Raw genomic sequence first — 25,532 nt, 5'->3', positions numbered from 1 at the left:
AGGCTGTTCAGTTCTTCCGGCCCGTCAGCCGATGAAGAAATCCTCCATTTCTGTGGTGTTTTGACGATGCGGACGCCTCCCGCTGCCTCTGAAGATCCATGAGAGGCCGGATAAAATCGCCATCCATCTCAGTGAAGCTGAAGTCGACGGAAACCGTCTGGCAGCGTTTCCCCAATGACCCTTTCCCGCTCCATCTGATGGTGAAATTTGGATCATCACCGTCAAAATAGATCGCGGAGAGATATACCGGTCTCCCGGATGGAAGCAGTCCGGTCTGCTCCTCTCCTTCTTCTGATTCCCGGAAGACCGGGAGACCATTCGTGCGGATAAGCTCTGGAAGTCTTCCGTCGATTTTCAGGCTGCGGATGCGCAGAATCCCCGGTCTGTCTCCCGGATCCAGACGGATCATCGTCATCCCCTGAGGGACATCCAGGTCAGCGGAAAGCTTTCCGTCCCTCATCCGATAATCTGACGCACGCAGCTCGGAATAGTTTTCCAATCCGTTCCGGTCCGGATAATATACCCGAAGATTTCTGTCCTCATCTCCCGTATGTGCCGCTCCGGAGGAAATCCCGGTGCGAAGATCTCTCACCGGAATTCTGCCTCTCGTGAGCCATCTCTGGAAGGAGTCCTCCATCGATGCGAATATCTTTCGCTTCTGCCCGCTCAGTCCGGCTTTCCGCCAGATGTCGTTCTGCGCAAGCCTCTGCCTGTTCTTCTCAGAGCGCAGGTAATAAAAAAGAATCCGGTATCTCAGGAAATCTGACGGAACCGGAAAATCAAAGCTCCACTCATAATCTATCAGGGTGCTGCTCCCGCCATTTCTGATCACATTCGCCGGGATCAGATCCACATCCGATACCGGAAGCGTCTTAAGAGAATGTATTTCATACTCCCCGGGTATTCCACCTGAAATTTCGCCGGGTATTTCTCCAAAGATTTCCCGGAAGGAATCTGTCATCTCAAACGCGGACTCCAGCTCTTTCGGGACAACCAGGTCGAGATACTCCAGAAGAGCATTTTCACAGGCATCCGGTCCCTGCTTCGCAAGAACCCGGTCCAGATATTCCTCAAAAGTCTCGCCGGTGAGATATTCCATCCGTACGGTTCCTGTTATATCCGTCTTCTCACAGCGATTGATCTTCAATCTTCCCCGGTACATTTCTGAAAGCTTCCCGGAGAGCTCGCTGATGCGGCTCACATGAAAATCCGCAGCCTTCGTAAGCGCTCTCTTCTCCACATACCGCTGACTTCCATCTGTGTTTATTCCGGCGCGCTGCGGTCCGCATTCACCGCTCTGATCCGCCAGTCCCGGCACTTCACCCGCATTCATTTCCCCGCTTTGTGGCCCGCATTTACCGCTCTGATCCGCCAGTCCCGGCACTTCACCCGCATTCATTCCGCTGCTCCGCAGTCCGCCATGCTTCTCATATACAGCCGTATACAAAGCATATCTCCCGGCTCTTTCCCCGGAGAACTTCGCGTACAGCAGAGTATCGGCTGCCCTCTGTGCGCCCTGAATCAGAAGAAGCGCAGGTCTGCCTGCTTCTTCCGTCCCGCAGGCTTCAGCACCGGGGTGATGTTCCGAAAGCCACTGTTCACCCATGATCTCCATGGGGAATGTCGCGTCCGGACTGATCTCATATAAGATGGTCCGGTAACCGGAAAGTGCGCCGCCTTCCATCAGCTGTCGATACTCCCGGATTTCCTTCAGCAGAATCAGCAGGATTCCATCCTGCGCGAGAAAAGAGAGAAGCTCCTGTACCATAGCCCGGCACGGCGTATCTCCCGGTATAATCCGAGAGGCCTTCTGCATTGGACCGATACACGTAATGAGCTCAAATCTGTTCCCGGGATGACCCGAATGAATTTCATTACAGAAATCCCGGAAAGCCCCGGCATACAGTTTCACATTCTCCCGTTCCCTGTTCCGGTACGCGTTGATTCTACACCGCTCTGCATCGGAATCCCAGCTGACGACCTCCCCGCATTTTTCTGCCAATGTCCCGGTCATCGCACCGCATCCGCATCCTGCTTCCAGAACAGATGCACCGTCCGGTACAGAAAAGGCACGCACAAGATTCGCTCTCAGGCCCGAAAGCTCCTCGAGCAAGAATTCGTTCTTTCGTTCCTGCAGCACGGACCTGTACTGGTCCTCGGGGCAGGTTCTAAGGATCTCCATCAGTTCCTTCTCATCTGCCCTTTCCCTCTCTGTCACGGAATCCTCTGGCACTGCATTTCCGGAGATCTTCGCTGCGCCCGGGCCATTCGATGTGGAAAACTCATCTTCTAGAATATATAATTGTACCTTTCCGATCTGTTCCTTCATACACACCTGCCTGATACCTTAGGCAAAGCCTTCAGGACTTTTCGCTCACCTTTTCCACACGGGTAACTGAATTCATATCATAAAAGCCCACGGTGTTCTTGTCCGAGATTACGGTGACATTGATGACATCATACAGCCTGTGATATACGACAAATCCTCCGTTTTCATATCCCGTGCAGCTGATGGAAAGCAGATACTCACCGCCCTGAAGGTTCATCTCCTGCTCAAAGGAGGCGACATAGACATCCCCCTTGTGCGCCAGTCCGATATCCTTCTTCTCATACATGGTATTGCTTCCGGTGATCGCGACTCCCTGAAGGTTTTTGAAGGCATAAGTAAAGATCGGGCTCTGTATTTCTTGGTTAAACTGTACCTTGCTGCGGATCGTGAAGCGGGTTCCCTTGATGATCGTTGAGGTCAGCTCCCCCTGATCGTCCACAATACCATAATCAATGATGTTTGCCCGTCCGTCGCCGTACTCGTTGACATTCGGATTGATCCGGAAGTGATCCATCCACTTTCCACCGTCATTGCCTGACGGATGATCCCTGCCGGCAGATGATCTGTCCGCGGCTGTCCCGGCTCCACCGTCATCCCGCACACCATCCCCTGCATTGTCTGCGATGCGGCCTTCGCCTGTGAGAGAACGTTTTCCGGTCGTGCTGTGAATGTCAGCGTCACCGTTCTGTACGGCAGCCTCGTCAACCTGATGGACCAGGACTTTTTTGTAGAGATCAATCATGTCCTTCGGCTTACCTTCGGAAAGCTTGACTCCCTTGTTCAGAAGGATGACCCTGTCACAGTATCGGGAGATGCTTCCGAGATCGTGACTGACGAAGAGGATCGTCTTTCCCTCTTTTTTGAAGTCCTCGAATTTCTTGTAGCATTTCGCCTGAAAAAAAACATCTCCCACAGACAGAGCTTCATCTACGATCAGAATTTCCGGATCAATATTGATGGCGACGGCAAACGCCAGACGGACAAACATTCCGCTGGAATACGTCTTCACCGGCTGATAGACAAAATCTCCGATGTCCGCGAATTTCAGGATGCTGTCCATCCTCCGGTCGATTTCTTCCTTCGAGAAACCGATCATGGTACCGTTCAGGTAGATATTTTCGATACCCGTGTACTCCATATTGAAGCCCGCGCCAAGCTCAAGCAAAGCGGAAATCCTGCCATTTATGACCACTTCACCCTCCGAGGGGTTCAGTACACCGGTAATAACCTTGAGAATCGTTGATTTTCCGGCGCCGTTGGTTCCAATCAGTCCTACGGTCTCGCCCTTTTTCACATTGAAGCTCATGTGATGAAGCGCGTAATGCTCCCGGTACAGCTTCTTCCGTGTAAGCCCCAGCGCATCACGGATTCTGTATGACGGTTTGTCATATAATTTATAAAGCTTGCTGACATCCTTTACCTGGATGGCGTATTCTTCACTCATACTGGTTGGATTTCCTTTCCCGGGATTGATACCGCGGTATACTCTCTGTATCCGCAGAATTCAGAGCTTCAGCGATATAGAACTCTCCGTGATTCCCGTACAGTTTGCGGCACAATGTATCCATTTACAATACATCCGCAAAATGAGGCTGAAGCTTCCGGAACACATGAGTCCCGGCGAACAGCAATAATACCGTCAGGCACCAGAAATACAGCGTCAGCTGCGGCCGCTGGAAGAACCATATGTGATTGATCAGAGAATCTCTGTACCCGCAGACAATGTAATACATCGGATTAAATTTCAGAATCGCAATGACTGCCGGCGGAAAGCTCACCGCCTCCATATTCCACATGATCGGAGTCGCCCAGATCTGAACCTGCAGAATAATATTGATGATCTGTACCAGATCCCGGAAAAAAACTGCAAGCGCGCTTGTCAGATAGGAGACCGCAAGGACGAAGACAAACATGCAGAACGAATAATATACGAGCTGAACCATATAAACACCGGGGAACAGTCCGTACACCACATACATGCCCAGCATGAAGCAGACAAAAAAGACATGTACGAACAGACTCGAGACTACCTTCACCACCGGAAGCGTGCTGATCCGGAACACCACCTTCTTGACCAGGTAGTCATATTCAAGAAGCGCGCTCGTCCCCGCGGACATCGCGTCAGAGAAATAAAACCAGGGAACCAGCCCGGCGACAAGCCAGAGCACATAAGGGACGGGAATCCCCTGCTTCGTGGACTGCGTTCCCGCGTTCAGTGCCTTCTCGAATACAAACCAGTACACAAAGACGGTGACAACCGGCTGTACAAACGCCCAGACTCTTCCAAGGTAAGAGCCCGCAAATTTTGTCTTGAAATCATTTTTCGCGAGACTCCCGATCAGTTTTCTGCTTCCTGACAGCTCTCCCAGAATCTGAAACAGCGCCGGCTTTCTTGACTTTGACATCTCGATCTCCTAATTATTGTTATCGTCCTTATTAAGTCTTTCGAAATCAGAAGTTCTTTTTCTTCTCAAGGAACTCCTGATAGCTCCAGTTCACCTTATCCTTGTCCGACAGGGTCAGATCCTCCGGTCCCATTCCCTCCGGCATCGGCCACTTTACAGCAATGTCCGGATCGTTCCACATCAGTCCGCCCTCATCGTTGGGATGATAAAAATCAGTCACCTTGTAGCAGAACTCCGCGTAATCAGAGAGAACAATAAACCCATGTGCGAAATTCTTCGGAATAAAGAACTGCTTCTTGTTCTCCTCTGTCAGGAGCACTCCGAACCATTTTCCGTAGGTCTCGCTTCCCTCCCGCAGATCAACCGCGACATCAAAAACCTCACCGCGGATTACGCGGACCAGCTTGTCCTGCGGATAGTGAATCTGGAAATGAAGGCCGCGAAGTACACCCTTCTTCGACGCGGACTGGTTGTCCTGCACAAAATTGCAGTCAATTCCGGCAGCCGCAAAATCATTATAATTGTAGGTCTCCATGAAATATCCCCGGTTGTCACCAAAAACAGTAGGCTCTACCACATAGAGTCCCTTGATACCGCCTGCATTTTCCGTAACCTTGATCTTTCCCATAATTTTTTCCTTTCCGGGCGTCCTGACGCCCTCTGAATATACCATATTGCCAGACAGGCCAGACCACTGGCATTCCCCTGTGAGCCTGTCCGGACTTCTGTCTCCGCGGATTCTCAGAAGCTCTTCTCATACTTTTTGTGAAAGAATTTCGCGCGGAGAAAACCGGTAATCTTTCTTCTCCAGTCAATCTCTCCGAGATAAAGGTATGGCACCTCACCAATCTCGCTTTTCTTAAGCCTGCCTGTGTCTGCCTGATGCATCAGCCACACATTAAAGAGCCTCTCGCTGACCCGTCCGGCATATCTCGCGTCAAAAGCTGACATGCCGCTGGTATCAACCATTTTCTCAAGATCACCAAGAATGTCGAACAGCCACGCAAAATACTCATCCGCGAGATTCTTCGGCATGACAAACATATTGAAAATGTATGCCCCGGTCTGCTTCATGAAGCGGTCGAACTCATCCACATAATCCGGATATTTCCGGGCAAGAATCTCCCTGGCCTTGTCGAGCTGCGTACCGTCGAAGGTATGAGCGTAGTGGGAATAGACACTTTCAATGTAATAATGCCGCTTCTTCGGAACCAGAACGCGGTACCGGGACAGAAGTTTCCTGAGCTCGCCCTCTGTCAGCACCGATGCAAGAAGGCCGTTTTTCTTTTGCTCGTGCCTGCTCTTCAGTGTAAAATATCTCCGGTAATGCACCAGTCCCAGGTAATCGCAGTCCAGATTTTTCCATGCCCAGTAGAGTCCTGTCAATTCACAGTAGACGGGGTTTTTCGAACTGATATTGTCGCCGGTATTGTCGCCGGTGAAGCCAAAGGGCTCCTTTCCCTCTGCTCCTACGTGAAGCGGAAGATAGACAGAATCCTCCGGCACCTCACACTTCTTGTGACAGGCTATGATCAGTCTGATTTTCTTCTCATTCACAGATGTCATTCTATTCTCCTTGTTCTCTCGGTTCCATTACCGCAGAACGAACGCCGCTGCTGGCAGGCCAGGCCGGTGCCCTGCCAGCAGCACGAAAGCTGCAAATTGACGCAAAGACTCATACTATATGCAGAATGATGCATCGCATGGCAGTTTACTGGGCGCCTTCTTCCTTTGTGACCGATTTCACGGTCCGGAACAGAATCTTCACATCAAGACCGAGACTTTGATGATCCACGTAATACATCTCCATCTTCTGTCTTTCGCCGCTCTCGTAGGTAGCATTGTTCCTCGCATAGGCCTGCCAGTATCCCGTGAGACCGGGCTTCACGCTCAGAAGCTTTGCGACATCACTGCCATAGATTGTAGTTTCCTTCTCCACGATCGGCCTCGGACCGACAATTGACAGGTCACCGGACAGAATGTTGAACAGCTGCGGCAGCTCGTCCAGGCTCGTGCGCCGAATGAAGTTTCCTACCTTAGTGATACGCGGATCGTTGTCAATCTTAAACTCCGTGCGATACTGCTCAAGCTGCTCCGGCGTCAGAATCTTTTCCAGATCACCGGCGTCCCGGCGCATGCTCCGGAATTTATAAACCGTGATTTTCTTTCCGTTCTTTCCGATCCGGCTGTGCCCGTAGAAGGGGTTCCCGCCGTCATCCGCCATTACAGCGAACATCAGGATCAGAAGCAGCGGCGAGAGCAGAATGATTCCCAGAAGCGATCCCACAATGTCGAACAGCCTCTTGATGAAATAGTAGACGCGTTTTCCCGCTGTCATCCGGCAGGTGTACGTGGAGTGGTCGTATTCCAGCGGCTTACGGAAGTCCATATACTCCCGGATGAAGGCGCACTCCTCCGGCTCCCACATTGTCTGACGGCTTCTCGCGGAGCGGAACGTCAGATAGCGGATGATCATGATAAATACAATTTCAGCATCCAGGCCAAGACTCCAGTTATTCAGATATCGGTCCTTTTCCGCGCGTCCGGTGCGACGGTCTGTGCACCATGTGCCCACCAATCCGGGCTTTGCGCAGAGATACCGCAGCTCTCCCGGATTTTCAATAAAATAGGGAAGGGACGGAGCCCTCGGGCCGACAAAGCTCATATCTCCCACGAGAACATTCAGGACCTGCGGCAGCCCGTCCAGATGCGTCAGATCCAGAAAACGGCCTAGCCAGGTAAAGCAGCTCCTGCCCTCCGTCTTTCTCTGATCTGAATCCATCCGGTATACCCGGAAATGATACTGGTTAAAACGGCGTCCATTCATGCCTACTCTTACTCTTGTGACAAAAACAGGCCCCTTCAGAAAAATCTTCGTGAGCAATGTGACGATCAGCATCATGGCGAGAACAAAAGGAAGCAGAAGGATAGATACAATGATATCCAGACTCCTCTTTATAACGACATTACGCCCCCGGATCGGAATTTCAGGAAGATAGCTGACTACCGCGCACTGTCCGAGCATATCCTGCATGCGCTTTGTGTCACTTAGTTCAAATTCCGGAAGACTGACATGAACCGTCTTCCCCAATGGCTGAAAATGACGTACCCACGCCCTCTCTTCTTCCGGATCACCTGACACAAGGAGGATAGAATCCACCTCCTCCTTCTGAATACTCGCCATTGCGTCGGAATAATTGCTGATAACCCGGATGCCGTTTATATATTCACCCGCCAGGTCCGCATCGGTGATCACAAGACCAGATATATGAAATCTCCAGTCGATAATCGCGTTCAGCTGTTCCAGAACCCGGTCTGTGTCCCGCTCGCGGCAGACCAGCACCATTTTTTCCGAGGCTTTTCCGTTTTTATAACGGGGAATATAGATTTTTTTGACGGCTTCTCTCAGAATAAAACAGGTAAAGTATGCAATGATGAAAAAAATTGCCATGAAAATTCTGGAGTATCGTTCACTGGTCTTCGTGATGAACAGAATCACGACATCCACGACGATTACCATTACGATCATTCTCAGCGTGGCAAGAAGCTCCGACGAAACATTTCGCGAGAGATACTCCTCCGAATACAGAAACAGAAAATTTACCAGAATATAGGAAATGATCGTGGCAAAAAGCAGCGGCATATACGGAAACTGCTGAAACCGGTATCCGGCAATTATGCTCTCCCTCGTAAGCAGTCTCCACATGGGAAGAATCTTACGAATTTCATAGGATATCACGAATGCGATCAGCAGAGACACGATATCCACCATATTCATAATATAAAGCGATACTCTCTTACGATTACTCATACTTCTCCTGTCGTCACGTCTGCTCCGCCTGTCACGAAGCCCAAGGCCTGCCTTTCGGCGGCTGCCTTCTATGCTCCGACGTTCTCCTAAGAACGAAAAACGTCACTCACTTCTGAGTATTCTGCCGAAATCTGTCTAAACAGCTTTCTTCTCAGCCCGGCAGTACCCTGCAGATCAGATAGCCGTCTACCATATCCATATATTCAAATCCCACGCTGTTCATCGCGTCTGAATAGAAGGTGCTGTCATAGCTCTCCGCGTCCTCCTGCCGGTAGCCCGGTGCCTGGGAGGGGAGCATCACCAGGTAATCATAATCCATGTTCAGCATGCTGCCGCGGACAAGGTTCAGGTCCGGCTGCGGCTGCGTCATCTGCTGATATACAGAGTACTGATCACCCCCGATATAATCGATATAGCCCCACGCATTCCGCCCGTACATCAGATGAACGTCCGGTGAATACTGACGGATGTAACAGAACAGTGAGAAATCCACTACCGCGCGCGGCTCGCTGTCAAGGTCAAGAAGCGCATCAGCCACATCCACCGATGCCTGCGGCAGCTTGTAAAGGTTCTGTGCTCTCACGAAACGATCCTTGTATATGAACGTTCCGGTCGCGGCTGAAACTGCAAAAGCAAGAACGATCACGGCAGCCTTCATGAAGTTTTTCCGCATCCTGCATGCAAGGCTCACCGTTGCTGCCGCGATTACCGGCAGAACCGGCACCATCCAGAATGCCCTCCAGTACGCGTAATCAAAAAGCTTTCTCCAGTAATAGCGGTAAAGAAACGGATTAAAGATCAGAACCCCGAGCAGGATGGACGGATAAACGAGAAGCTTTCGTTTTTCCTTCTCCGCGAAAAACAGATAGACCAGACCGACGGCCCATAAAATCAGAAACCAGTTGCCCGCAAAGGATTCCCGCACCTTATCCAGGACCTGACTCCAAGCGTCTGTCATAATACGATCCTCCCGATTTTACACATGTAGTAGAGCCCGCCGAACACGAAAGAAGGCAGAAGTACTACAGGGGTCTTCCAGATCGCCCTCCACCTGCGGCATCCAAGAATGTACCAGATCGAGCAGATCCCGATCATGGACGCAGCAATGATAATGCCCATCCCGGATAGGAGACAGCATGCCAGGTCTGTAATCAGAAGCATCCAGATGGTCCTCTCTTCCGCGGCGTGCCTGTACAGATAGATAAAGCAGTACAAAATCATCGGGATGCCTACTCCTGCGACCACAGCTTTCCCCTGCCAGATCCGCAGAAGCGCAAACTCCGACTGTGTACGAGTAGATCCCGCAAAAAAGAGCTGGAGAAAAGCGACAATCAGACAGAATAAAATTGCCTTCCGTCTGTCATCCCCGAACAGTTCCATACCCGCCAGACAGTAGATCCCATAGCCAAGGAGCAGAAGAATCACCGGAAGTACCGTGTGCGCAAGGACCGCCGGATGCATTGCGGTGAGTCTCGCCAGCACTGCGATGTAGATCATCCACGGAGAGACAGCGTCCTTCAGATAATCTCCGCCCCAGTTCTGGAGATTCAGCTCTCCTGTCGCAGCATTCTCCGTGAGCATCCGGTTAGTCTTCCATGTGTATACCGCGTGAGCAATAAACCGGGAATCATCCTCATCCAGATGCATTCCGAACAGATATACCGCGCATTGAAAGCCCACGATCACAAGCAGAATCAGCAACAGAACCAGAGCCTTTCTGTCATGGAACAGCCCCGGAAGCTTCCGGTGCCTTGAATCAAACCGGATAAACGGAACCTTTCTGAGAACAGAAACGAAGATAATCACAATCGCCGCCAGAATCAGAAGCCACAGCAGGATCACATTCCGAAAGTCCTGGCGAAGAAAGATCATGGGAACAGCCACCGCCTCAAAGACCGCCCACATCAGCAGATTTCCGGCGACAAGATTCAGGACGGACCGTCTGACAATGTTATTCTCATATAGGTGCAAAAGATCCGTAAGGATAAATCCGCAGATGCCGGGAATCACCAGAAATACAAGCAGCAGTCCCGGAATACTTTTAATCAGCATATAAAACACTTTCTCCGACTTGTTTTCAGATATTGCAGTCTGTTATTTTACCATGTTGCTTCCGGATTGTAAAATCGTCAGATATAGAACAGCTGTCCCAGGATCCTGACCAGATCGCCTTTCAGAAAACGTCCCTTAAGCAGGGCAGCCATCCTTCTCGGCTTTGAAAAGTCCGGAATACGCAGAAACTCCTCAAGTGCGTTCTTCGAGTCTTCAGGCATTATACTGCCGAATCTCTCATACAGCAACCTTGCCTCCGCAAAATTCAGCTTCAGATTATATCTGGTATTCCTGTCCATCAGCTTACCGATACGATAGGAAAAGCTTCTGACATTCACCGCACTCACCACATTATCGCCGTGCTGCCGGTAGTACATCAGCTTTTCCGGAAGATGGACGACCTCACCAATGGCGCTGACATACTGCGCGGCCCACCAGTCATGCATACGGATCCTCGGATCATAATCTCCCATAAGCCGGTAAGCTGCCCGGTTCATCATGACCGTGCATCCCGTCACATAATTCTGCACCAGAAGATGTCGGAAATCTGTGCGGTGTCCGTAGACCTGCAGTTGCTTCTCGCGGACCGGGACGGGATTCAGCGCCGCGTCTGCCACAATATAGTCAGAAAAAACCAACAGCGGGCACTCCGTGCTTCTGGTCTCCTCCTTTTCCGTCATAACCTGCAGCGTCCTCCTGACCTTCTCCTTTTTCCAGACATCGTCCTGATCGCAGAACATAATGTATTCACCGGCCGCATGCTTCACGAGCTCCATGAAATTTGGCGTCGGCCCTCCGCAGCGGATCTGATCAAAGATCACGCGAATCTTCTCCGGATATTTCTGCTCATAATCCTCCAGGATACCCCGTGTGCCATCAGTGGAGCCATCATCGCGGATCAGAATACGAATGTTCTCCTCCGATTGCGAAAGAAGAGATTCCAGCTGCTCTGCCAGGTATCTCTCTCCATTATAGGTTGCAAGCAAAATTTCTACCATATATTTATCCTGCTAAAATGTCTGTTGCGGTTCACGGCCTGTATACATTGCGTCAGCACCGGTCTGTGATCGGATGCAGGCGCGAACGCAAAAAGGAACGCCCGCAGTAAAACGGTTGCCTTCCTCTCGGAATCCCAGGTTTTATGCGACTGTTCCTTTTCTCTCTGATTCGGCTTTCATGACCCGCCCGAATTCCCCGGTTACACTGTCACAGCGGATTTCATGCGCCGAAGTCAGCCGATCTCACCGATCTCAACCAGAAAACGATGCAGCGCATCCTTCCAGTCCGGAAGCGGCCGAAATCCATTCTCAACAAGCTTCGATTTGTCCAGGCGGCTGTTAAATGGCCGCGCCGCCTTTGAAAGTCCATACTCCGCAGTGGTAACAGGGGTAACCCTGGTCTGCATGCCGGCCTGTCTGTATATTTCTTTTGTAAAGTCATACCACGAAATAAATCCGCCCTCATTCGTAGCATGATAATATCCGTACTTTTCGGTTTCGATCATATCCACCAGAAGCCGCGCCAGATCCAGCGTGTAAGTCGGCGTTCCAATCTGATCATCAACCACACGTACCTCCGGGTGCGTCCTGCCTACATTCAGCATCGTGCGGATGAAATTCTTTCCGTTCAGTCCGAATACCCAGGCAATACGCACGATGAAGTACTTCTCAAGGATCTCAGAGACGGCGAGCTCCCCTCCCAGCTTTGACTTTCCATACACATTGAGTGGAGCGTAGTCCCTGCAGTCCGGCTTCCATGGTTCTGTTCCCTGTCCGTCAAACACGTAATCCGTGCTGATGTAGACCATCTTTGCATCCGCTTTTCGCGCTGCGCGGGCGATATTCCTCGTTCCGTCCACGTTGATCGCCATGACCTTCGTCCTGTTTTCCTCGTCCTCCGCAGCATCAACTGCAGTCCATGCCGCACAGTGCACAATGACATCCGGCTTCACCTCGGAAATAACACGGCCAACCGCATCCTCGTCCGTTATATTGAGAGATACATACGGCATCCTGGTTACCGCTGATCCGTCATTGATACCGCTGTAGGAAGGAGCAAGATCCGTTCCTACCCCTTCCAGGCCTCTTGCCGCCAGCTCATTCATTACATCGTGTCCGAGTTGCCCGGCCACGCCTGTCACAAATACCTTCATCAGCCGATAACCTCTTTCTTCCCGTACATCTCATTATAATAGTTCTGATAATCACCACGGATGATGTTCTCCCACCATTCCTTGTGATCCAGATACCACTGAATGGTCTTCTTGATTCCATCCTTGAACATCGTCTCCGGCAGCCAGCCGAGCTCATTGTGGATCTTGGTCGGGTCAATGGCGTATCTCTGGTCGTGTCCTTTTCGGTCGGTAACATGCTCAATCAGAGAATACGGCTTGCCCAGATAATCCAGGATCAGCTTTACGATATCGATGTTGTGCATCTCATTGTGTCCGCCGATGTTGTAGACCTCTCCAACTGTTCCCTTCCGCATGATGAGGTCGATGGCCTTGCAGTGATCCTCCACATAAAGCCAGTCACGTACGTTCAGGCCCTCTCCATAAACCGGAAGTTTTTTGTCCGCCAGCGCATTCGCGATCATCAGAGGAATCAGTTTCTCCGGAAACTGATAGGGACCGTAGTTGTTCGAGCAGCGGCTGATCGTTACCGGGAGCCCATAGGTTCTGTGGTATGCGTTAACCAGAAGATCCGCAGATGCCTTGGATGTGCTGTACGGACTGGAGGTGTGAATCGGCGTATCCTCATGGAAAAACAGATCCGGGCGGTCCAGCGGAAGATCTCCGTAAACCTCATCCGTAGAAACCTGATGATACCTGTGAATGCCATACTTGCGGCAGGCGTCCATCAGCACAGAGGTTCCGATGATATTCGTCTCGAGGAAGATCGTCGGATTCTCGATTGAACGGTCCACATGAGACTCCGCGGCGAAATTCACGACGATGTCCGGCTTTTCCTCCTCAAACAGTCTGTAAACTCCCTCTCTGTCGCAGATATCAAGTTTGACGAAACGGAAGTTCGGCTTTTCCAGAACCGGCGCCAGCGTAGACAAGTTGCCTGCATACGTCAGTTTGTCCAGGCAGATGATCCTGTCCTCCGGATGCTGCTCCATCTCATAGAAAATAAAATTACTTCCGATAAATCCGGCGCCGCCGGTTACAATAATATTCATGATTTTCTCCTTTGCTTCCGTCATGCTTCAGTCATTGTGAAGGATATCGACGTATTTGTTGTTCAGAACATCCATAAGATACTGGCCATACTGATTCTTCTTCAGCTCCTCATACTCCCGGAGTACCTGTTCCCTTGTGATCCAGCCGTTCAGATAGGCAATTTCCTCGAGGCAGGCGATCTTGCGGTGCTGATGCTGCTCTGTGATCTTTACAAAGTTTGTGGCATCCACAAGACTCTCATGTGTACCGGTGTCCAGCCAGGTAAAGCCCTGCCCCAGAAGCTCGACATTCAGCTCTCCCTTCTGAAGATAGATCTTGTTCAGGTCCGTGATCTCCAGCTCTCCTCTTGCCGACGGTTTTAACTTCTGAGCATACTCCACCACGCGGTTGTCGTAGAAATACAATCCGGTCACACAGTAATTGCTCTTGGGCTTCGCCGGCTTTTCTTCGATGGAAACTGCTCTTCCGTCCCTGTCAAACTCCACGATGCCAAATCTCTCCGGGTCATCGACATAATAGCCGAACACAGTAGCTCCCTTTCCGGTTTCCGCATTTTCTACGGCAGCCCTCAGGCGCTTCTTCAGCCCATGGCCGGCGAAAATATTGTCACCAAGGATCATGGCGACCGGCTCATCCCCGATAAAGTCTGCTCCGATGATAAAAGCCTGAGCGAGACCATCCGGAGACGGCTGCACCTTATACTGCAGCGAGATGCCGAACTGATGCCCGTCTCCGAGAAGTTCCTCAAAGCGCGGCGTGTCCGCCGGCGTTGAAATAATCAGGATGTCCCGGATCCCCGCATTCATCAGAACGGAAAGCGGATAGTAGATCATGGGTTTGTCATAAATCGGGAGAAGCTGCTTCGATGTCACCTTAGTCAGCGGATATAACCTGGTTCCGGATCCGCCTGCCAGAATGATTCCTTTCATATCAATGCCTTTCTGTACTTGGTATATCTTTTTTCTTTTGTTACCTGTTTCTCTGTTGACCGTTTTCCCTGTTAACCGTTTTTATTTACGCGAACAGTGAGCCGCAGCCGAATGCGAAGTATTCGTGTGCTGCCTGCTCCCTCTGTTACGCAATTATGGAAGATCGCGGCAGAAGCTTCTGTTCCTCCAACGCTCGTTCGAGTGTCCGATCAAACGCCTCCTGTGTAAAATTCCTGCGGTACAAATCCACGCATTTCCTGCGCGCCTGCGGGTCTTCCGCAACTGCAAGCAGCCTGTCCAGAAGCAAATTCAGGTCTCCCTGCGACATCGCCATAAGATCGTCGGGAATATTTACACCAATCCCGCATGTCGACGCGAATTCCCATAAATCTCCCTTGATACTGTTGATCAGCGGAACCCCATACGAAAGATAGTCAATCGATTTCATCGAAAGACCGACATGCACATCGGTTCGCATCACATTGATGCCCAGGCAGCAGCGGGAAAGAATTTCTTTCTTCCGTTCTTCTTCATAGACAGCTCCGCGACAGACAGTCTCGATCCCTCTGTTCCGAAGCTCCCGGATAAAATCATCTCTGTGCTCTCCCTCTCCGATAATATCCGCAATAACCTTCCTCCGGCGGTTCAAAGCGCCCAGAAGATACGCAATCCTCGGAATATCTATGATGTTGTTGATTGCGCCGATGTATGCAATGCGAAGACTTTGTTCCGGACATGACGATTTCCTGTCCACGGCCTCATGAATCACGGCATCATGGACCGCAGCATCGTGGGCTGCGACATCTTCGGCTGCGACATCTTCGGCTGCGGCATCATGGACTCCTGTCTTCTCAGGATTCGGCTCTCCTCCGGAATCTGTCCGGATTCCTTCGCCTGACGCTCTATATTTATTATCGCCGGAAAGTTTGCACCAGTAAAGAGTATATGTTCTGTTCTCTGGTAAATCAAGCTGTTCCCGATAAAAACCACATTCCGTGAAGATCACGTCAGCACATCCCAGATGATGATCCCGAAGATTTCTCCATCTCAGGATCGGTGCAAGGTGAGCTGCCGCCCTCAGAGGGAGTGATTCCGGCCAGAGATCAATCAGGTCAAAAATCACACGAACACCTGTTTTTCTGCGAATCCGTTCTGCTTCCGCAGCAAAGGAATTGGCAGGAATCATAAAATAAATCAGATCGAAGCCCCCAGATTCCAGATATGCCCCTGCGTCGAGCGCAAATCGGCGGATTGCCATGAGACGCGTAAGCGAAAGATTCCTGGTATATGGTCTGAGGTGGATGTAGACATGATTTTCCGCTTCTCTTTGAACCGTTCGTTTGCCATGATGATCGAAATCTGAAAAAACGCGAACAGCGGTATGCCCTTTTTCCTCGAAAAACCGGGCTACCGCCTCTGCTCTGTCTTCAAATGTTGAGGAATGCGTTACGATCGCAACCTTCATAAAGATCCCTTTCCAAAAATATCAGGATAATACCTGGCAAAAATCCGACGGCAGAAGCCGCTGCTTCCCCACATAGACTGTCCTGTTCTTCTCGCTGTCAACGTTCTCCGCGCCATACACAGATCACGTCTCTCAGCTGCCGTGCTGTTCCTCATTCTGCCTGGTTTTTTCGTTCATCTTCTGCTGAGCTTCCTGATCAAAGCCCTCCGTGCTTTCCGGCTGAAATACAGTTCTTGCAGTCAGCAGCACCAGCTTGATATCCATCAGGATCGACTGATTCTCGATATACATCAGATCGAGGAGAAGTTTATCATGCGCGGAGGTGTTATACTTGCCAAATACCTGAGCGTAACCGGTAAGTCCTCCCTTGACCGAAAGACGGTAACGAAATTCCGGTATTTCCCTGACGTATTCGTCCACGTGTTCCACCCGCTCCGGTCTGGGGCCGACGAAACTCATATCCCCCTTCAGAATGTTGAAAAACTGGGGAAACTCGTCCAGCCGGAACTTCCGGATCACTCGTCCGGTCCTTGTAATTCTGGGATCCTTATCCGTTGTCGGAAGGACTCCGTACTTATCCGCATCGACAACCATACTCCGGAACTTGAGGATCTCAAAAACTCTCGCGTCCTTGGTATAACGCTTCTGGCGGAAGAATACCGGCCCGTGATCCTCTGCCTTGATGCAGATGGCGACAAACAGCATAACCGGAGAAGTGACGATGATAAGAAACAGAGAAAAAATAATATCCAGCGCACGCTTTATCCCCTGATATTTCTTGTTATTATAGTTATACTCATATTTCATCAGAGGAGTATCCAGAAGATGCTTCGGCTCACAGCCGAGGCCAAAGATATCCAGAAGCTCAGGGGTGTAGTAGAAATTCTTCTTGTGCTCAATGCACATCTCACTCACAGACGCCCTTGTCTCAAAGGTAACCCCATACATGATGACGGTGCAGCAGCCCTGCATGTGCTGCAGCAATATTTCTTCCCCGATCTCCTCTCTCTCGGTATAGATAACGGAAAACAGATGCTTGTATTTCTTCAGGAGTCTCTGTTCAAAGGCAAGCACCTCCTCCGGGCTGATCTTTTTCCCGTAAAGTACCAGCGTCTTCTGCGGAGCGACATGCTTCATGAAGTACCGCTTCGTAAAAACGACAATGTTTATCGTTCCGACCAACTGAAGCAGAACAATAAAAGCTCCCGGCAGAATATTGACCACCTGGTTGTAGATCAGGCAGCACTCTACATACAGGATAAAATCCGTAATGGCAAACGAAATAAACTGCGAAAAGACAATTTCTCCCATATTGGTGGACGCGATACGGAATGCCTTGTACACACTGCAAAGGAGATTGTAAATGATATAAAAGATCAGGATACTGGCGATCATGCCGGGTATCTTGTAGGTGTCAAACGCGTAGTCGTTATAAAAGAATGCCCATACAAGCGCAAACAGGCCGACATTCCATAGACGGAGTACCAGCCTGGCAGAGTGGGTAACTTTTTTGTTCTCCATATTTATCCTCGTTACCTTTCGTCAGGAAAGGATGATGACATAGTTATTACAATTTTAGCATACGCGAAGTTCCTTGTAAAGAAGCCGGGATCTGACGTTCTCACCGGTAAAAGCCGGAATCTGTCGTTCTCTCCGGATTCATACTCCCCAACCTGCCATCTGGGCAGAATTTTCTCTACATGTTCACGGCCCTTTTCGGATTACAATCTCCTGCACCTTTCCGCGAATTCTCTGGAGAGCATTGTCTATGGATTTCGGGGTCCGGTTCATTCTCCCGGCAATCTCATGATAATCCATTCCGTCCAGATAAAATTCGAGAACCTCTCTCTCCATCCGGCTCAGTGCCTGATTGATCTCATCTCTGAGATTTCTGGCATTTTCAAAATCAATCAAAATATTCTCCGGGCTGTCCGCGGCGCCCAGCTCCGCGTCTTTGCGGTTATCCTGGAGCTCACTTATGGAAATCGAGCTGTTTAGAGGTCTGTGCTTTTGCCGGCTGGCGGAGACCACAGCTGTATACATCTGTCTGGATATCAGGAGTCCTGCATAAGTCCGGAAGGATGCGTTTTCATCCGGGTTATAGTCCCGGATTGCCTTGAACAGGCCAAGCATACCCTCCTGCAGCAGGTCCTCCCTGTCTCCGCCGGCCAAATATAGCTCCCTCGCCAGAGAACGGACTGTTTTCTTGTACTTTTCAAGCAGAAAATCCTCGATCCCGGTCTCGCCGCTACGGAGCCGGCGAATCAGCTCCTCGTCCGGAATTCCCTCGTACTCACTGTTTTTCATAATCCTGTATATTGAAGAACAATTTGCTGTCTGAAGCCTCACGGTTTCTGCCAGGCCATTCTGTGGCTGCCGCGAGCCTCTGCGTATCTAACCTGAATCAACCGCCTCGCGTGCAGACGTAATAGGCATTCTGTGGTTACCGCAAGCCTCTGCGTATCTAGCGGATAATTCTACAATTGCCGGATACTTCAGCGTCTCTGACGAACAATTTCATAGGCCAGCACACCAGCCGCCACGGATGCATTAAGGGAATCGATATCTCCCTTCATTGGAACCGAAGCGACAAAATCGCACTTTTCCCTGACCAGCCGGCTCACACCCTCTCCCTCATTTCCGATGACAAGTCCAATGGGGCCGGTGAGATCCAGGTCATACATCGGGGTTCCGCCCATATCCGCGCAGACAAACCAGATGCCTTCTTTCTTCAGCTCGTCGATGACAGCCGCAAGATTCGTGACCTTCGCGACCGGCGTGTAGTTAATTGCACCGGCAGAGGCCTTTGCGACGGTCGCCGTCAGGCCTACCGCGCGGTGTTTCGTAATGATTACGCCATGCGCCCCCGCAAGATTCGCGGTACGGATAATGGCTCCAAGATTGTGCGGATCCTCGATCCCATCCAGAAGAAAGAGGAAAGGTTTCTCTCCCTTTTCCCTTGCCGCCTTCAGCATGTCGGAAACCTCGGCATAAGGATAAGAGGCGACAACTGCAATCACCCCTTGGTGGCTCCCGGTCTCGGACATCATGTTCAGTCTTTCCTTCGGAACGTAGCTGATGATTGTCCCGGCTTTTCTGGCCTCCCTTGCAATTGTCATGATCATTCCATCGTGCAGGTTTTCCTGCAGATAGACCTTGTCTACGCTCCGGCCTGAACGAAAGGCCTCAAGCACCGCATTTTTCCCTTCCAGACGGTTCGGATTCTCCTCGAACTCCCGGTCCGTCTCCGTCTGAGGCAGCGCTACTGTTCTTTCCGCTCTTTCCCTTCTTCTCAGGTTCTTATCCTTATAACTTTCGTTTCTTCCGGACGCTTCATTGCTTTCGTTTTTCCCGTACATTCTTCTGTAACTGTCATTCTTGCGGGATGCGCCTCTATAACCGCCACTTCTGCCGGATTCGTCCCTCATATCACTCTTATAAAATCCGTTTCTTCCGGATCCATCTTCACGATATCTGTCCGAACCGCCTCCGTGCCTCCCGGCACCCGGCCTCTGTCCTCTCGAAGATCCATTGTTTCTATACGAATTTTTCATCATATCCTCCTGTGTGTCGATCCATCTGGAATTGCGGGAGCGCATAGCACGGATCAATCCGTCACTTATGCAGTACGTGGCGCTGTTAGCAGCATACGCGTTACTCTAATTGTTCTTAAAAAGGCAGACAGACCGCCCTGTCGCGAAGCATAAGCAGGTTTCTATGGCTTTGCCGTCTTCCCTGTGTGGTTGTCCGGATCTGTTTCCTTTTCCGCAATACGGAAGGGAGATTCTCCGAGATTCCGATAATGTTCTGAAATCCCTGTACTGACGAGCTCCACCAGTCTTCCGACATCTCCCTTCAGATACAGATATCCGCAGACAGCCTCAAAACCTGTAGCTCTCCGGTATTCCTGAATACTCGCGTTCTTAGCGTGCGTATATGCCTTGGCATTCCTGCCCCGATGAAATACACGCTTCTCATCCTCTGTCAGGAGATCTCTCTCCTCGAACACACCAATCATCTCCGACTGTGTCTCCGCCTTGACCAGGCTGCTGGCCGTCCGATGAAGCTTATTCACAGGAGCATTTGATTCCCGCACAAGCAGCGTCCGTATGATCAGCTCATAGATGCAGTCACCGATATACGCAAGCGTCAGCGGTGAATACTGTTTCGCGTCAAAATCCGGAAGCGCATATTTTTCCTCCAGATTGCGGACGAGCTCCGCCGCCAGATTTTCTCTCTCATCCAATCTGTTTTCCCTCTGCTTTTCTTCTGCTTTTCTTCCGTCACAGGCAACCCTTCCGGAAAAATTGCTTGCTCTCCTGTTTCACCTCTGCTGTTTCTTCCGATTCTTCCCGCCCACATCAATCATCCAGGAAGATCACTTTCTCTCCCACTTCACGCCATCCCGGGTATCTTTCAATATGATGCCTTTTGCGAGAAGCTCATCGCGGATGGCATCGGCCTTTGCAAAATCCTTCGCCTTGCGGGCCGCATTCCGTTCAGCGATCTTCTGCTCGATCTCTTCGTCCAGATCTTCCTCCCTGACATCAACGATCAGTCCGAGAATATCGGACAGTTCGACAATCTCCTTCTTCACCGCCTCAGCAAACTCCCGGGAACTTTCTGCGGTCACTTCTACATTCGCGAATTTCACGAGATTAAAAATAGCTGTCTCGGCATCCGCCGTATTCAGGTCATCGTCCATTGCCCTCTCAAATTCAAGGCGGAAACGCCGCATATCCTCCGGCCAGATCTCCGCTCCGGTCATCGGGTCCTTTTTGAATTCAAACGGGATCTTCTTTCCCTCTTCATCAATGCCGAGCTTTCTCTTCTCATCCTCCGTCAGAGGCACACTCTTCGCCCCGGAAATGTGATCATTCAGAGTGCTCACCGCGGTTCGGATTCTGCCGAGGGATGCCTTTGCGGCCTCCATGATATCGGCACTGAAGTTCAGAACCCTGCGATAATGCGCCGAGAGCATGAAGAAACGGAGAACCTGAAGGTCATAATGCTCACCGACCTCACGCACTGTCTTGAAGTTTCCAAGTGATTTCGACATCTTCACGTTGTCAATATTCAAAAATGCGTTGTGGAGCCAGTAGTTAGCAAACTCCTGACCGGTCGCGCACTCCACCTGAGCGATCTCGTTCTCATGATGTGGGAAAATCAGATCCTCTCCGCCTGCATGAATGTCGATGGTGGTCGCGTGCAGATACTTTCGGGACATCACGCAGCACTCGGTGTGCCAGCCCGGTCTTCCATCTCCCCAGGGGCTTTTCCAGAAGGGTTCCCCCTCCTTTTTAGGCTTCCACAGTACAAAATCAAGCGGATCTTCCTTCTCCGCCTCGCCCGTTACCTTCAGATCCCTGAACCCCGAACGCAGATCATCAAGATTCTTGTGGGAGAGCTTTCCGTATCCCGGGTCCTTTCTGGTGCGGAAATAAACGGTTCCGTTTACATTGTAGGCGAATCCCTTCTCCTCCAGATCCCGGATCAGGCGGATCATACCGTCGATCTCCTGCGTCGCGAGAGGATGCGTCGTGGCCGGAAGAACATTCATGTCTGCCATATCCTTCTTTGTCTCACGGATATACTTCTGCGAAAGCTCCGCTGCCGTTACTCCCTCCTCATTCGCTCTCTGAATGATCTTGTCATCGACATCGGTAAAATTCGACACATAGTTCACATCATAACCCTTGTAAGTCAGGTAGCGCCGAAGCGTATCAAACACGATCATGGGTCTTGCGTTGCCAATATGAATCAGGTTGTAAACGGTTGGTCCGCATACATACATCGTAACCTTGCCCGGTGTGATCGGTTTAAACTCCTGTTTCGTCTTTGTCAGTGTATTATAAAATCTGATTGACATCTGGTCTGCCTCCTGTCATATATCATAACGGCCACGCTGTGGCCGGATTCTTCTCTTTTAATCTGTATCCGGCTTAATCTGCATCCGGTTTAATATGTATACGTTTAATATGTATACGTTTAATATGTATACGATTTTTAATCTGCATCCGATTTAATCTGTATCCGATCATCCGGATCCGCGTCCGGGAACTGTCTGACAATTACCGGACATCCGCTTCGGTCTTGGCAAGCGTACGCATCGGACAGGAAGCGCATCCATGTCCGGAGCTTTCCATACGGTCATCCGGCATCCGCTCCAGCGCTCGTTCAATCAGGCACACCGCCTGCGCGGAAATTCCTTCTCCGCTCCCTGTGAAGCCGAGGCCTTCCTCCGTAGTCGCCTTGATATTCACCTGATCCTCAAGCAGGCCAAGCGCTTCCGCGACGTTTCCGGCCATCTCATCCAGATACGGCCTCAGCTTAGGCCTCTGGCAGATGATCGTGCAGTCAATATTCGAAATGATGTACATGCCGTCTTCAAGCATCCCGCCGACTTTCCGGAGCAGATCCATACTGGATGCGCCCTCATATGCAGGATCTGTATCCGGAAAATGATAGCCGATATCCTTCATTGCAGCCGCGCCGAGAAGCGCATCCATGATGGCATGCAGAGCAACGTCGGCGTCAGAATGCCCCAGAAGCCCTTTCTCATAAGGTATTTCAACGCCGCAGAGGATCAGCTTCCGCCCCTCTGTCAGCTTGTGTACATCATATCCTGTTCCTATTCTCATTCTGTGATAAGCACCTGTCGCACCATTCCCGAATCAGTCAAAGCCGAAGACCTTCTCCAGAACATGATACCCTTTCTTCACTACTTTTCGTCCACCCTCCCCGGGAAGATTCAGCGCCACACCGGACGCGCTGGCACGAATTTTCAGAAACGCCATATAATCGACCTTCTTCAGACGATTCCACAGCGGAGCCTTTTCCTTCAGCATCTCCGGGTCCTCGGAACGCATCATCATGGAAGTCGTTATCATCATGATGATCAATACATCATGGATCAAAAATTCTCTCTGCTTCGGATGAAGCCGGAGTTTATGGAACTGTTCAAAATAATCCAGCATCAAATAGGCAACCCGGAGCTGCTGCGGAAATCTCGACATCATGACCTTCTCGTTCACGCTCTGATCCGAACGTCCAATGAAATAGCGGTACAGATTGACATTCAGATAATACATGGTCTTCACCCTGGAAAAAGGCACAAACGCATAGATATTATCAACATAGAACGTATGCTCCGGAAGCCTAAGTTCCACCTCCCTGAGCAGCTCTGTCCGGTAAATCAGCGAATGCATCAGCACATAGTGGAACACGTTCATCCGCTTTACCTGATCCCATCCGAAGATTCTGCCTTCCGGAAAATACATTCTGTATCGCATCACATATTTTCTGTATTTCCGATTCTGCTTCTCATACACATAGTTCGCAAAAAAAGCGTCGACGATATTGCCGGACTTTGCAAGTCCCCGCAAAGCGTCGAGCACCTTTTCAAAAGCGCTTCTGTCCAGCCAGTCATCGCTGTCCACAACCTTGAAATAGAGTCCGGTCGCATGATCGATTCCGGTATTGACAGCCCCGCCGTGACCTTTATTCTCCTGATGAATAGCCCGGACAATCGTTGGATATTTTTCCTGATATTCATCCGCGATCTCGGCTGTCCGATCCTTCGTCGATCCGTCATCAACGATCAGAATCTCAACATCCTCACCTCCGGTAAGGAGAGATTCAATGCACTTTCTCATGTAGCTTTCGGAATTGTAACATGGTACAGTAACGCTGAGTAACTTCATCTTCCCCGTTAAACCTTTCTTTCAATTCGGCAGAATATACCGTTTCTATAATGCCACAAGACCTGTCAAATTGCAATCTCGCATATCCTTGCCAGATCACGCAGGCTGTTCTCCGCACATCATTCTTCACGCCGTCTGCTGTTTTCGCCTGTCCCTCCGGCCATTCCATTCTACGCAAACATCCGCTCACACTGCCTTACCGTCTGTTTCCGGCACGGTTTCGTGAGCTGATACAGTTATGCACATACGAATATATAACTACAAATATGCAGATACAGACTTTTTCCTGACGGAATACCTGACGAGCTGATTCCCACGGATTTATCTCTTTTGCGATCCGGCGCTCTCTGCTCTGTTCATATTCAGCGCGCGCGCATAGGCCTTGTAGGCGGAGGGAACAGCATATTTTCTTCTTATTTCATCAATCTCCGCAAAAAACAGACCGGCTCCCGCTTTCTTGCCAGAAGTCTCGTCTGCCCCCACGGACAGGCGATCCGGAAAAGAGCCGACCCGGATTTCATATCCCCTCATCTGCCACTCAATATGCGAAAAAATGTGTCTGCTGTCTTCCAGTCTCCTAATATAAAGAGCCGGCAGTCCCAGCTCCTTCACCTTGTTCAGCGCCTCTTCTTCACTAAGACTCCCCTCAAGGTTCGGAAACTCATACAATCCCGCAAGCAGCCCCTTCTCCGGCCTTCGGTTCAAAAGTACCCTGTCTCCGTCCCGCACCACAAGGATCGTCCGCATCTCCATCCGGCGAGGCTTTTTTTCAGACTTTACGGGAAAATCCATCTCCCGTCCCTGTTCATGCGCTTTGCACCACTTTACAAGCGGACACTCCGCGCATTTCGGCACCCCCACTGGCAGACAGATCGTCGCTCCCAGGTCCATCATACCCTGGTTGAAATCCCCGGGTGTAATCGGATTCTCTGCTGTGGTGCCGGATAACTCCAGCTTCATCGCCCCTGTCAGACTGTCTTCAATCTCTTTGCGGTATTTCTGTCTTGTGATGTCAGAGGGATCTGCCAGTACCCGGGTTATTACCCGGAGTACATTTCCATCCACTGCCGCCTGCGGCTTTCCGAATGCAATCGAAGCGATTGCTCCGGCTGTGTAGTCTCCGATCCCTTTAAGGGTTTTCAGTGTCTTCACATCGTCAGGAATCTTTCCTCCGAAATAATTCATGATCTGGATTGCGGCTTTCTGCATGTTACGGACTCTGCTGTAATACCCGAGGCCCTCCCACAGCTTCATGAGGCGGTCCTCCGGGCAGCACGCAAGGTCTCTGACCGAGGGAAGCGCAAGCAGAAATTTCGTGTAATACTCCTTCACTGCCTCCACCCGGGTCTGCTGAAGCATAATTTCCGATATCCACGTGTGATACGGATTTTTCTCCCTTCTCCAGGGAAGATCTCTCCTGTTCGCCTGATACCATCTGCCCAGAGGAAGTAAGATCCGCCGCATCTCCCGGATCCTCTCCTCCGAGACCTTTTTCTTCAACATCAGTTCCTCCGGAATCACATTCTCTGAGATCCTGTCCACTGAAAATTCCTCCGATTCTGCTGTCTTCTGATTTTCTATCCTCTGATTATCCACATTGTTTTACCTGGCAGTTATACACGATATTCTCCGAGCCATCTTCAAGTTATTATAA

At 50.6% G+C, this 25,532-nt stretch carries 21 protein-coding genes; all 21 read right to left on the bottom strand.

Features of this window, described 5'->3' with window-relative positions:
- Window positions 1–7: 7 nt before the first annotated feature.
- The 21 genes from ACTQZS_RS09295 to mutY all read right to left on the bottom strand — a co-directional run bounded on the left by ACTQZS_RS09295 (window position 8) and on the right by mutY (window position 25,420).
- The gene (locus ACTQZS_RS09295) at window positions 8–2,329 is read right to left on the bottom strand and encodes a class I SAM-dependent methyltransferase (protein WP_441475560.1); all 2,322 of its coding nucleotides are present in this window, start codon (window positions 2,327–2,329) and stop codon (window positions 8–10) included.
- A gap of 31 nt (window positions 2,330–2,360) precedes the next feature.
- Window positions 2,361–3,773 carry an ABC transporter ATP-binding protein gene (locus tag ACTQZS_RS09290; RefSeq protein ID WP_441475559.1) on the bottom strand — a complete coding sequence of 471 codons (1,413 nt, stop codon included), beginning with the start codon at window positions 3,771–3,773 and terminating at the stop codon, window positions 2,361–2,363.
- 124 nt (window positions 3,774–3,897) lie between these two features.
- Window positions 3,898–4,734 (bottom strand): ABC transporter permease, encoded by an 837-nt coding sequence (locus ACTQZS_RS09285; RefSeq protein WP_441475558.1) that lies wholly within the window; start codon window positions 4,732–4,734, stop codon window positions 3,898–3,900.
- A gap of 46 nt (window positions 4,735–4,780) precedes the next feature.
- A complete protein-coding gene (rfbC, locus tag ACTQZS_RS09280) occupies window positions 4,781–5,362 on the bottom strand; it encodes a dTDP-4-dehydrorhamnose 3,5-epimerase (RefSeq protein ID WP_441475557.1) in 582 nt (193 codons plus the stop codon).
- A gap of 113 nt (window positions 5,363–5,475) precedes the next feature.
- Entirely contained in the window at window positions 5,476–6,300 is an 825-nt protein-coding gene (locus tag ACTQZS_RS09275) for a DUF4422 domain-containing protein (RefSeq protein WP_441475556.1), read from the bottom strand.
- Between the two features lie 145 nt (window positions 6,301–6,445).
- Window positions 6,446–8,545, bottom strand: a complete 2,100-nt coding sequence (locus ACTQZS_RS09270; RefSeq protein WP_441475555.1) for a sugar transferase — start codon at window positions 8,543–8,545, stop codon at window positions 6,446–6,448.
- A 151-nt stretch (window positions 8,546–8,696) separates the two neighbouring features.
- Window positions 8,697–9,503 carry a hypothetical protein gene (locus ACTQZS_RS09265; RefSeq protein ID WP_441475554.1) on the bottom strand — a complete coding sequence of 269 codons (807 nt, stop codon included), beginning with the start codon at window positions 9,501–9,503 and terminating at the stop codon, window positions 8,697–8,699.
- Window positions 9,500–10,597: a DUF6077 domain-containing protein gene (locus ACTQZS_RS09260; protein WP_441475553.1), complete on the bottom strand. Its 1,098-nt coding sequence runs from the start codon at window positions 10,595–10,597 to the stop codon at window positions 9,500–9,502. The genes ACTQZS_RS09265 and ACTQZS_RS09260 overlap by 4 nt, the downstream gene beginning before the upstream one ends.
- A gap of 77 nt (window positions 10,598–10,674) precedes the next feature.
- Window positions 10,675–11,595, bottom strand: coding sequence for a glycosyltransferase family 2 protein (locus ACTQZS_RS09255; RefSeq protein WP_441475552.1), 921 nt, complete (start codon window positions 11,593–11,595; stop codon window positions 10,675–10,677).
- A 233-nt stretch (window positions 11,596–11,828) separates the two neighbouring features.
- Complete coding sequence (rfbD, locus tag ACTQZS_RS09250; protein ID WP_441475551.1) at window positions 11,829–12,749, bottom strand: dTDP-4-dehydrorhamnose reductase; 921 nt, start codon at window positions 12,747–12,749, stop codon at window positions 11,829–11,831.
- A complete protein-coding gene (gene rfbB, locus ACTQZS_RS09245) occupies window positions 12,749–13,780 on the bottom strand; it encodes a dTDP-glucose 4,6-dehydratase (protein ID WP_441475550.1) in 1,032 nt (343 codons plus the stop codon). The genes rfbD and rfbB overlap by 1 nt, the downstream gene beginning before the upstream one ends.
- A gap of 27 nt (window positions 13,781–13,807) precedes the next feature.
- A complete protein-coding gene (rfbA, locus tag ACTQZS_RS09240; protein ID WP_441475549.1) occupies window positions 13,808–14,710 on the bottom strand; it encodes a glucose-1-phosphate thymidylyltransferase RfbA in 903 nt (300 codons plus the stop codon).
- A 145-nt stretch (window positions 14,711–14,855) separates the two neighbouring features.
- On the bottom strand, window positions 14,856–16,175 hold the full coding sequence (locus ACTQZS_RS09235) for a hypothetical protein (protein ID WP_441475548.1): 1,320 nt from the start codon (window positions 16,173–16,175) through the stop codon (window positions 14,856–14,858).
- Between the two features lie 132 nt (window positions 16,176–16,307).
- Entirely contained in the window at window positions 16,308–17,696 is a 1,389-nt protein-coding gene (locus ACTQZS_RS09230) for an exopolysaccharide biosynthesis polyprenyl glycosylphosphotransferase (RefSeq protein WP_441475547.1), read from the bottom strand.
- A 183-nt stretch (window positions 17,697–17,879) separates the two neighbouring features.
- Window positions 17,880–18,482, bottom strand: a complete 603-nt coding sequence (locus tag ACTQZS_RS09225; RefSeq protein WP_441475546.1) for a sigma-70 family RNA polymerase sigma factor — start codon at window positions 18,480–18,482, stop codon at window positions 17,880–17,882.
- A 188-nt stretch (window positions 18,483–18,670) separates the two neighbouring features.
- Window positions 18,671–19,435, bottom strand: coding sequence for a 23S rRNA (guanosine(2251)-2'-O)-methyltransferase RlmB (gene rlmB / locus ACTQZS_RS09220; RefSeq protein WP_441475600.1), 765 nt, complete (start codon window positions 19,433–19,435; stop codon window positions 18,671–18,673).
- 455 nt (window positions 19,436–19,890) lie between these two features.
- Entirely contained in the window at window positions 19,891–20,421 is a 531-nt protein-coding gene (locus tag ACTQZS_RS09215) for a Mini-ribonuclease 3 (RefSeq protein WP_441475545.1), read from the bottom strand.
- Window positions 20,422–20,553: 132 nt separating this feature from the next.
- Entirely contained in the window at window positions 20,554–22,038 is a 1,485-nt protein-coding gene (cysS, locus tag ACTQZS_RS09210; RefSeq protein ID WP_441475599.1) for a cysteine--tRNA ligase, read from the bottom strand.
- Between the two features lie 208 nt (window positions 22,039–22,246).
- Window positions 22,247–22,816: a 2-C-methyl-D-erythritol 2,4-cyclodiphosphate synthase gene (gene ispF / locus ACTQZS_RS09205; RefSeq protein WP_441475544.1), complete on the bottom strand. Its 570-nt coding sequence runs from the start codon at window positions 22,814–22,816 to the stop codon at window positions 22,247–22,249.
- A 33-nt stretch (window positions 22,817–22,849) separates the two neighbouring features.
- Window positions 22,850–23,878: a glycosyltransferase family 2 protein gene (locus tag ACTQZS_RS09200; protein WP_441475543.1), complete on the bottom strand. Its 1,029-nt coding sequence runs from the start codon at window positions 23,876–23,878 to the stop codon at window positions 22,850–22,852.
- 321 nt (window positions 23,879–24,199) lie between these two features.
- The gene (gene mutY / locus ACTQZS_RS09195) at window positions 24,200–25,420 is read right to left on the bottom strand and encodes an A/G-specific adenine glycosylase (protein WP_441475542.1); all 1,221 of its coding nucleotides are present in this window, start codon (window positions 25,418–25,420) and stop codon (window positions 24,200–24,202) included.
- Window positions 25,421–25,532 lie beyond the last annotated feature (112 nt).

Source organism: Bilifractor sp. LCP19S3_H10, assembly GCF_052119185.1.
Classification (GTDB): domain Bacteria; phylum Bacillota; class Clostridia; order Lachnospirales; family Lachnospiraceae; genus Bilifractor.
This window is presented reverse-complemented; position numbering and strand designations above follow the sequence as displayed.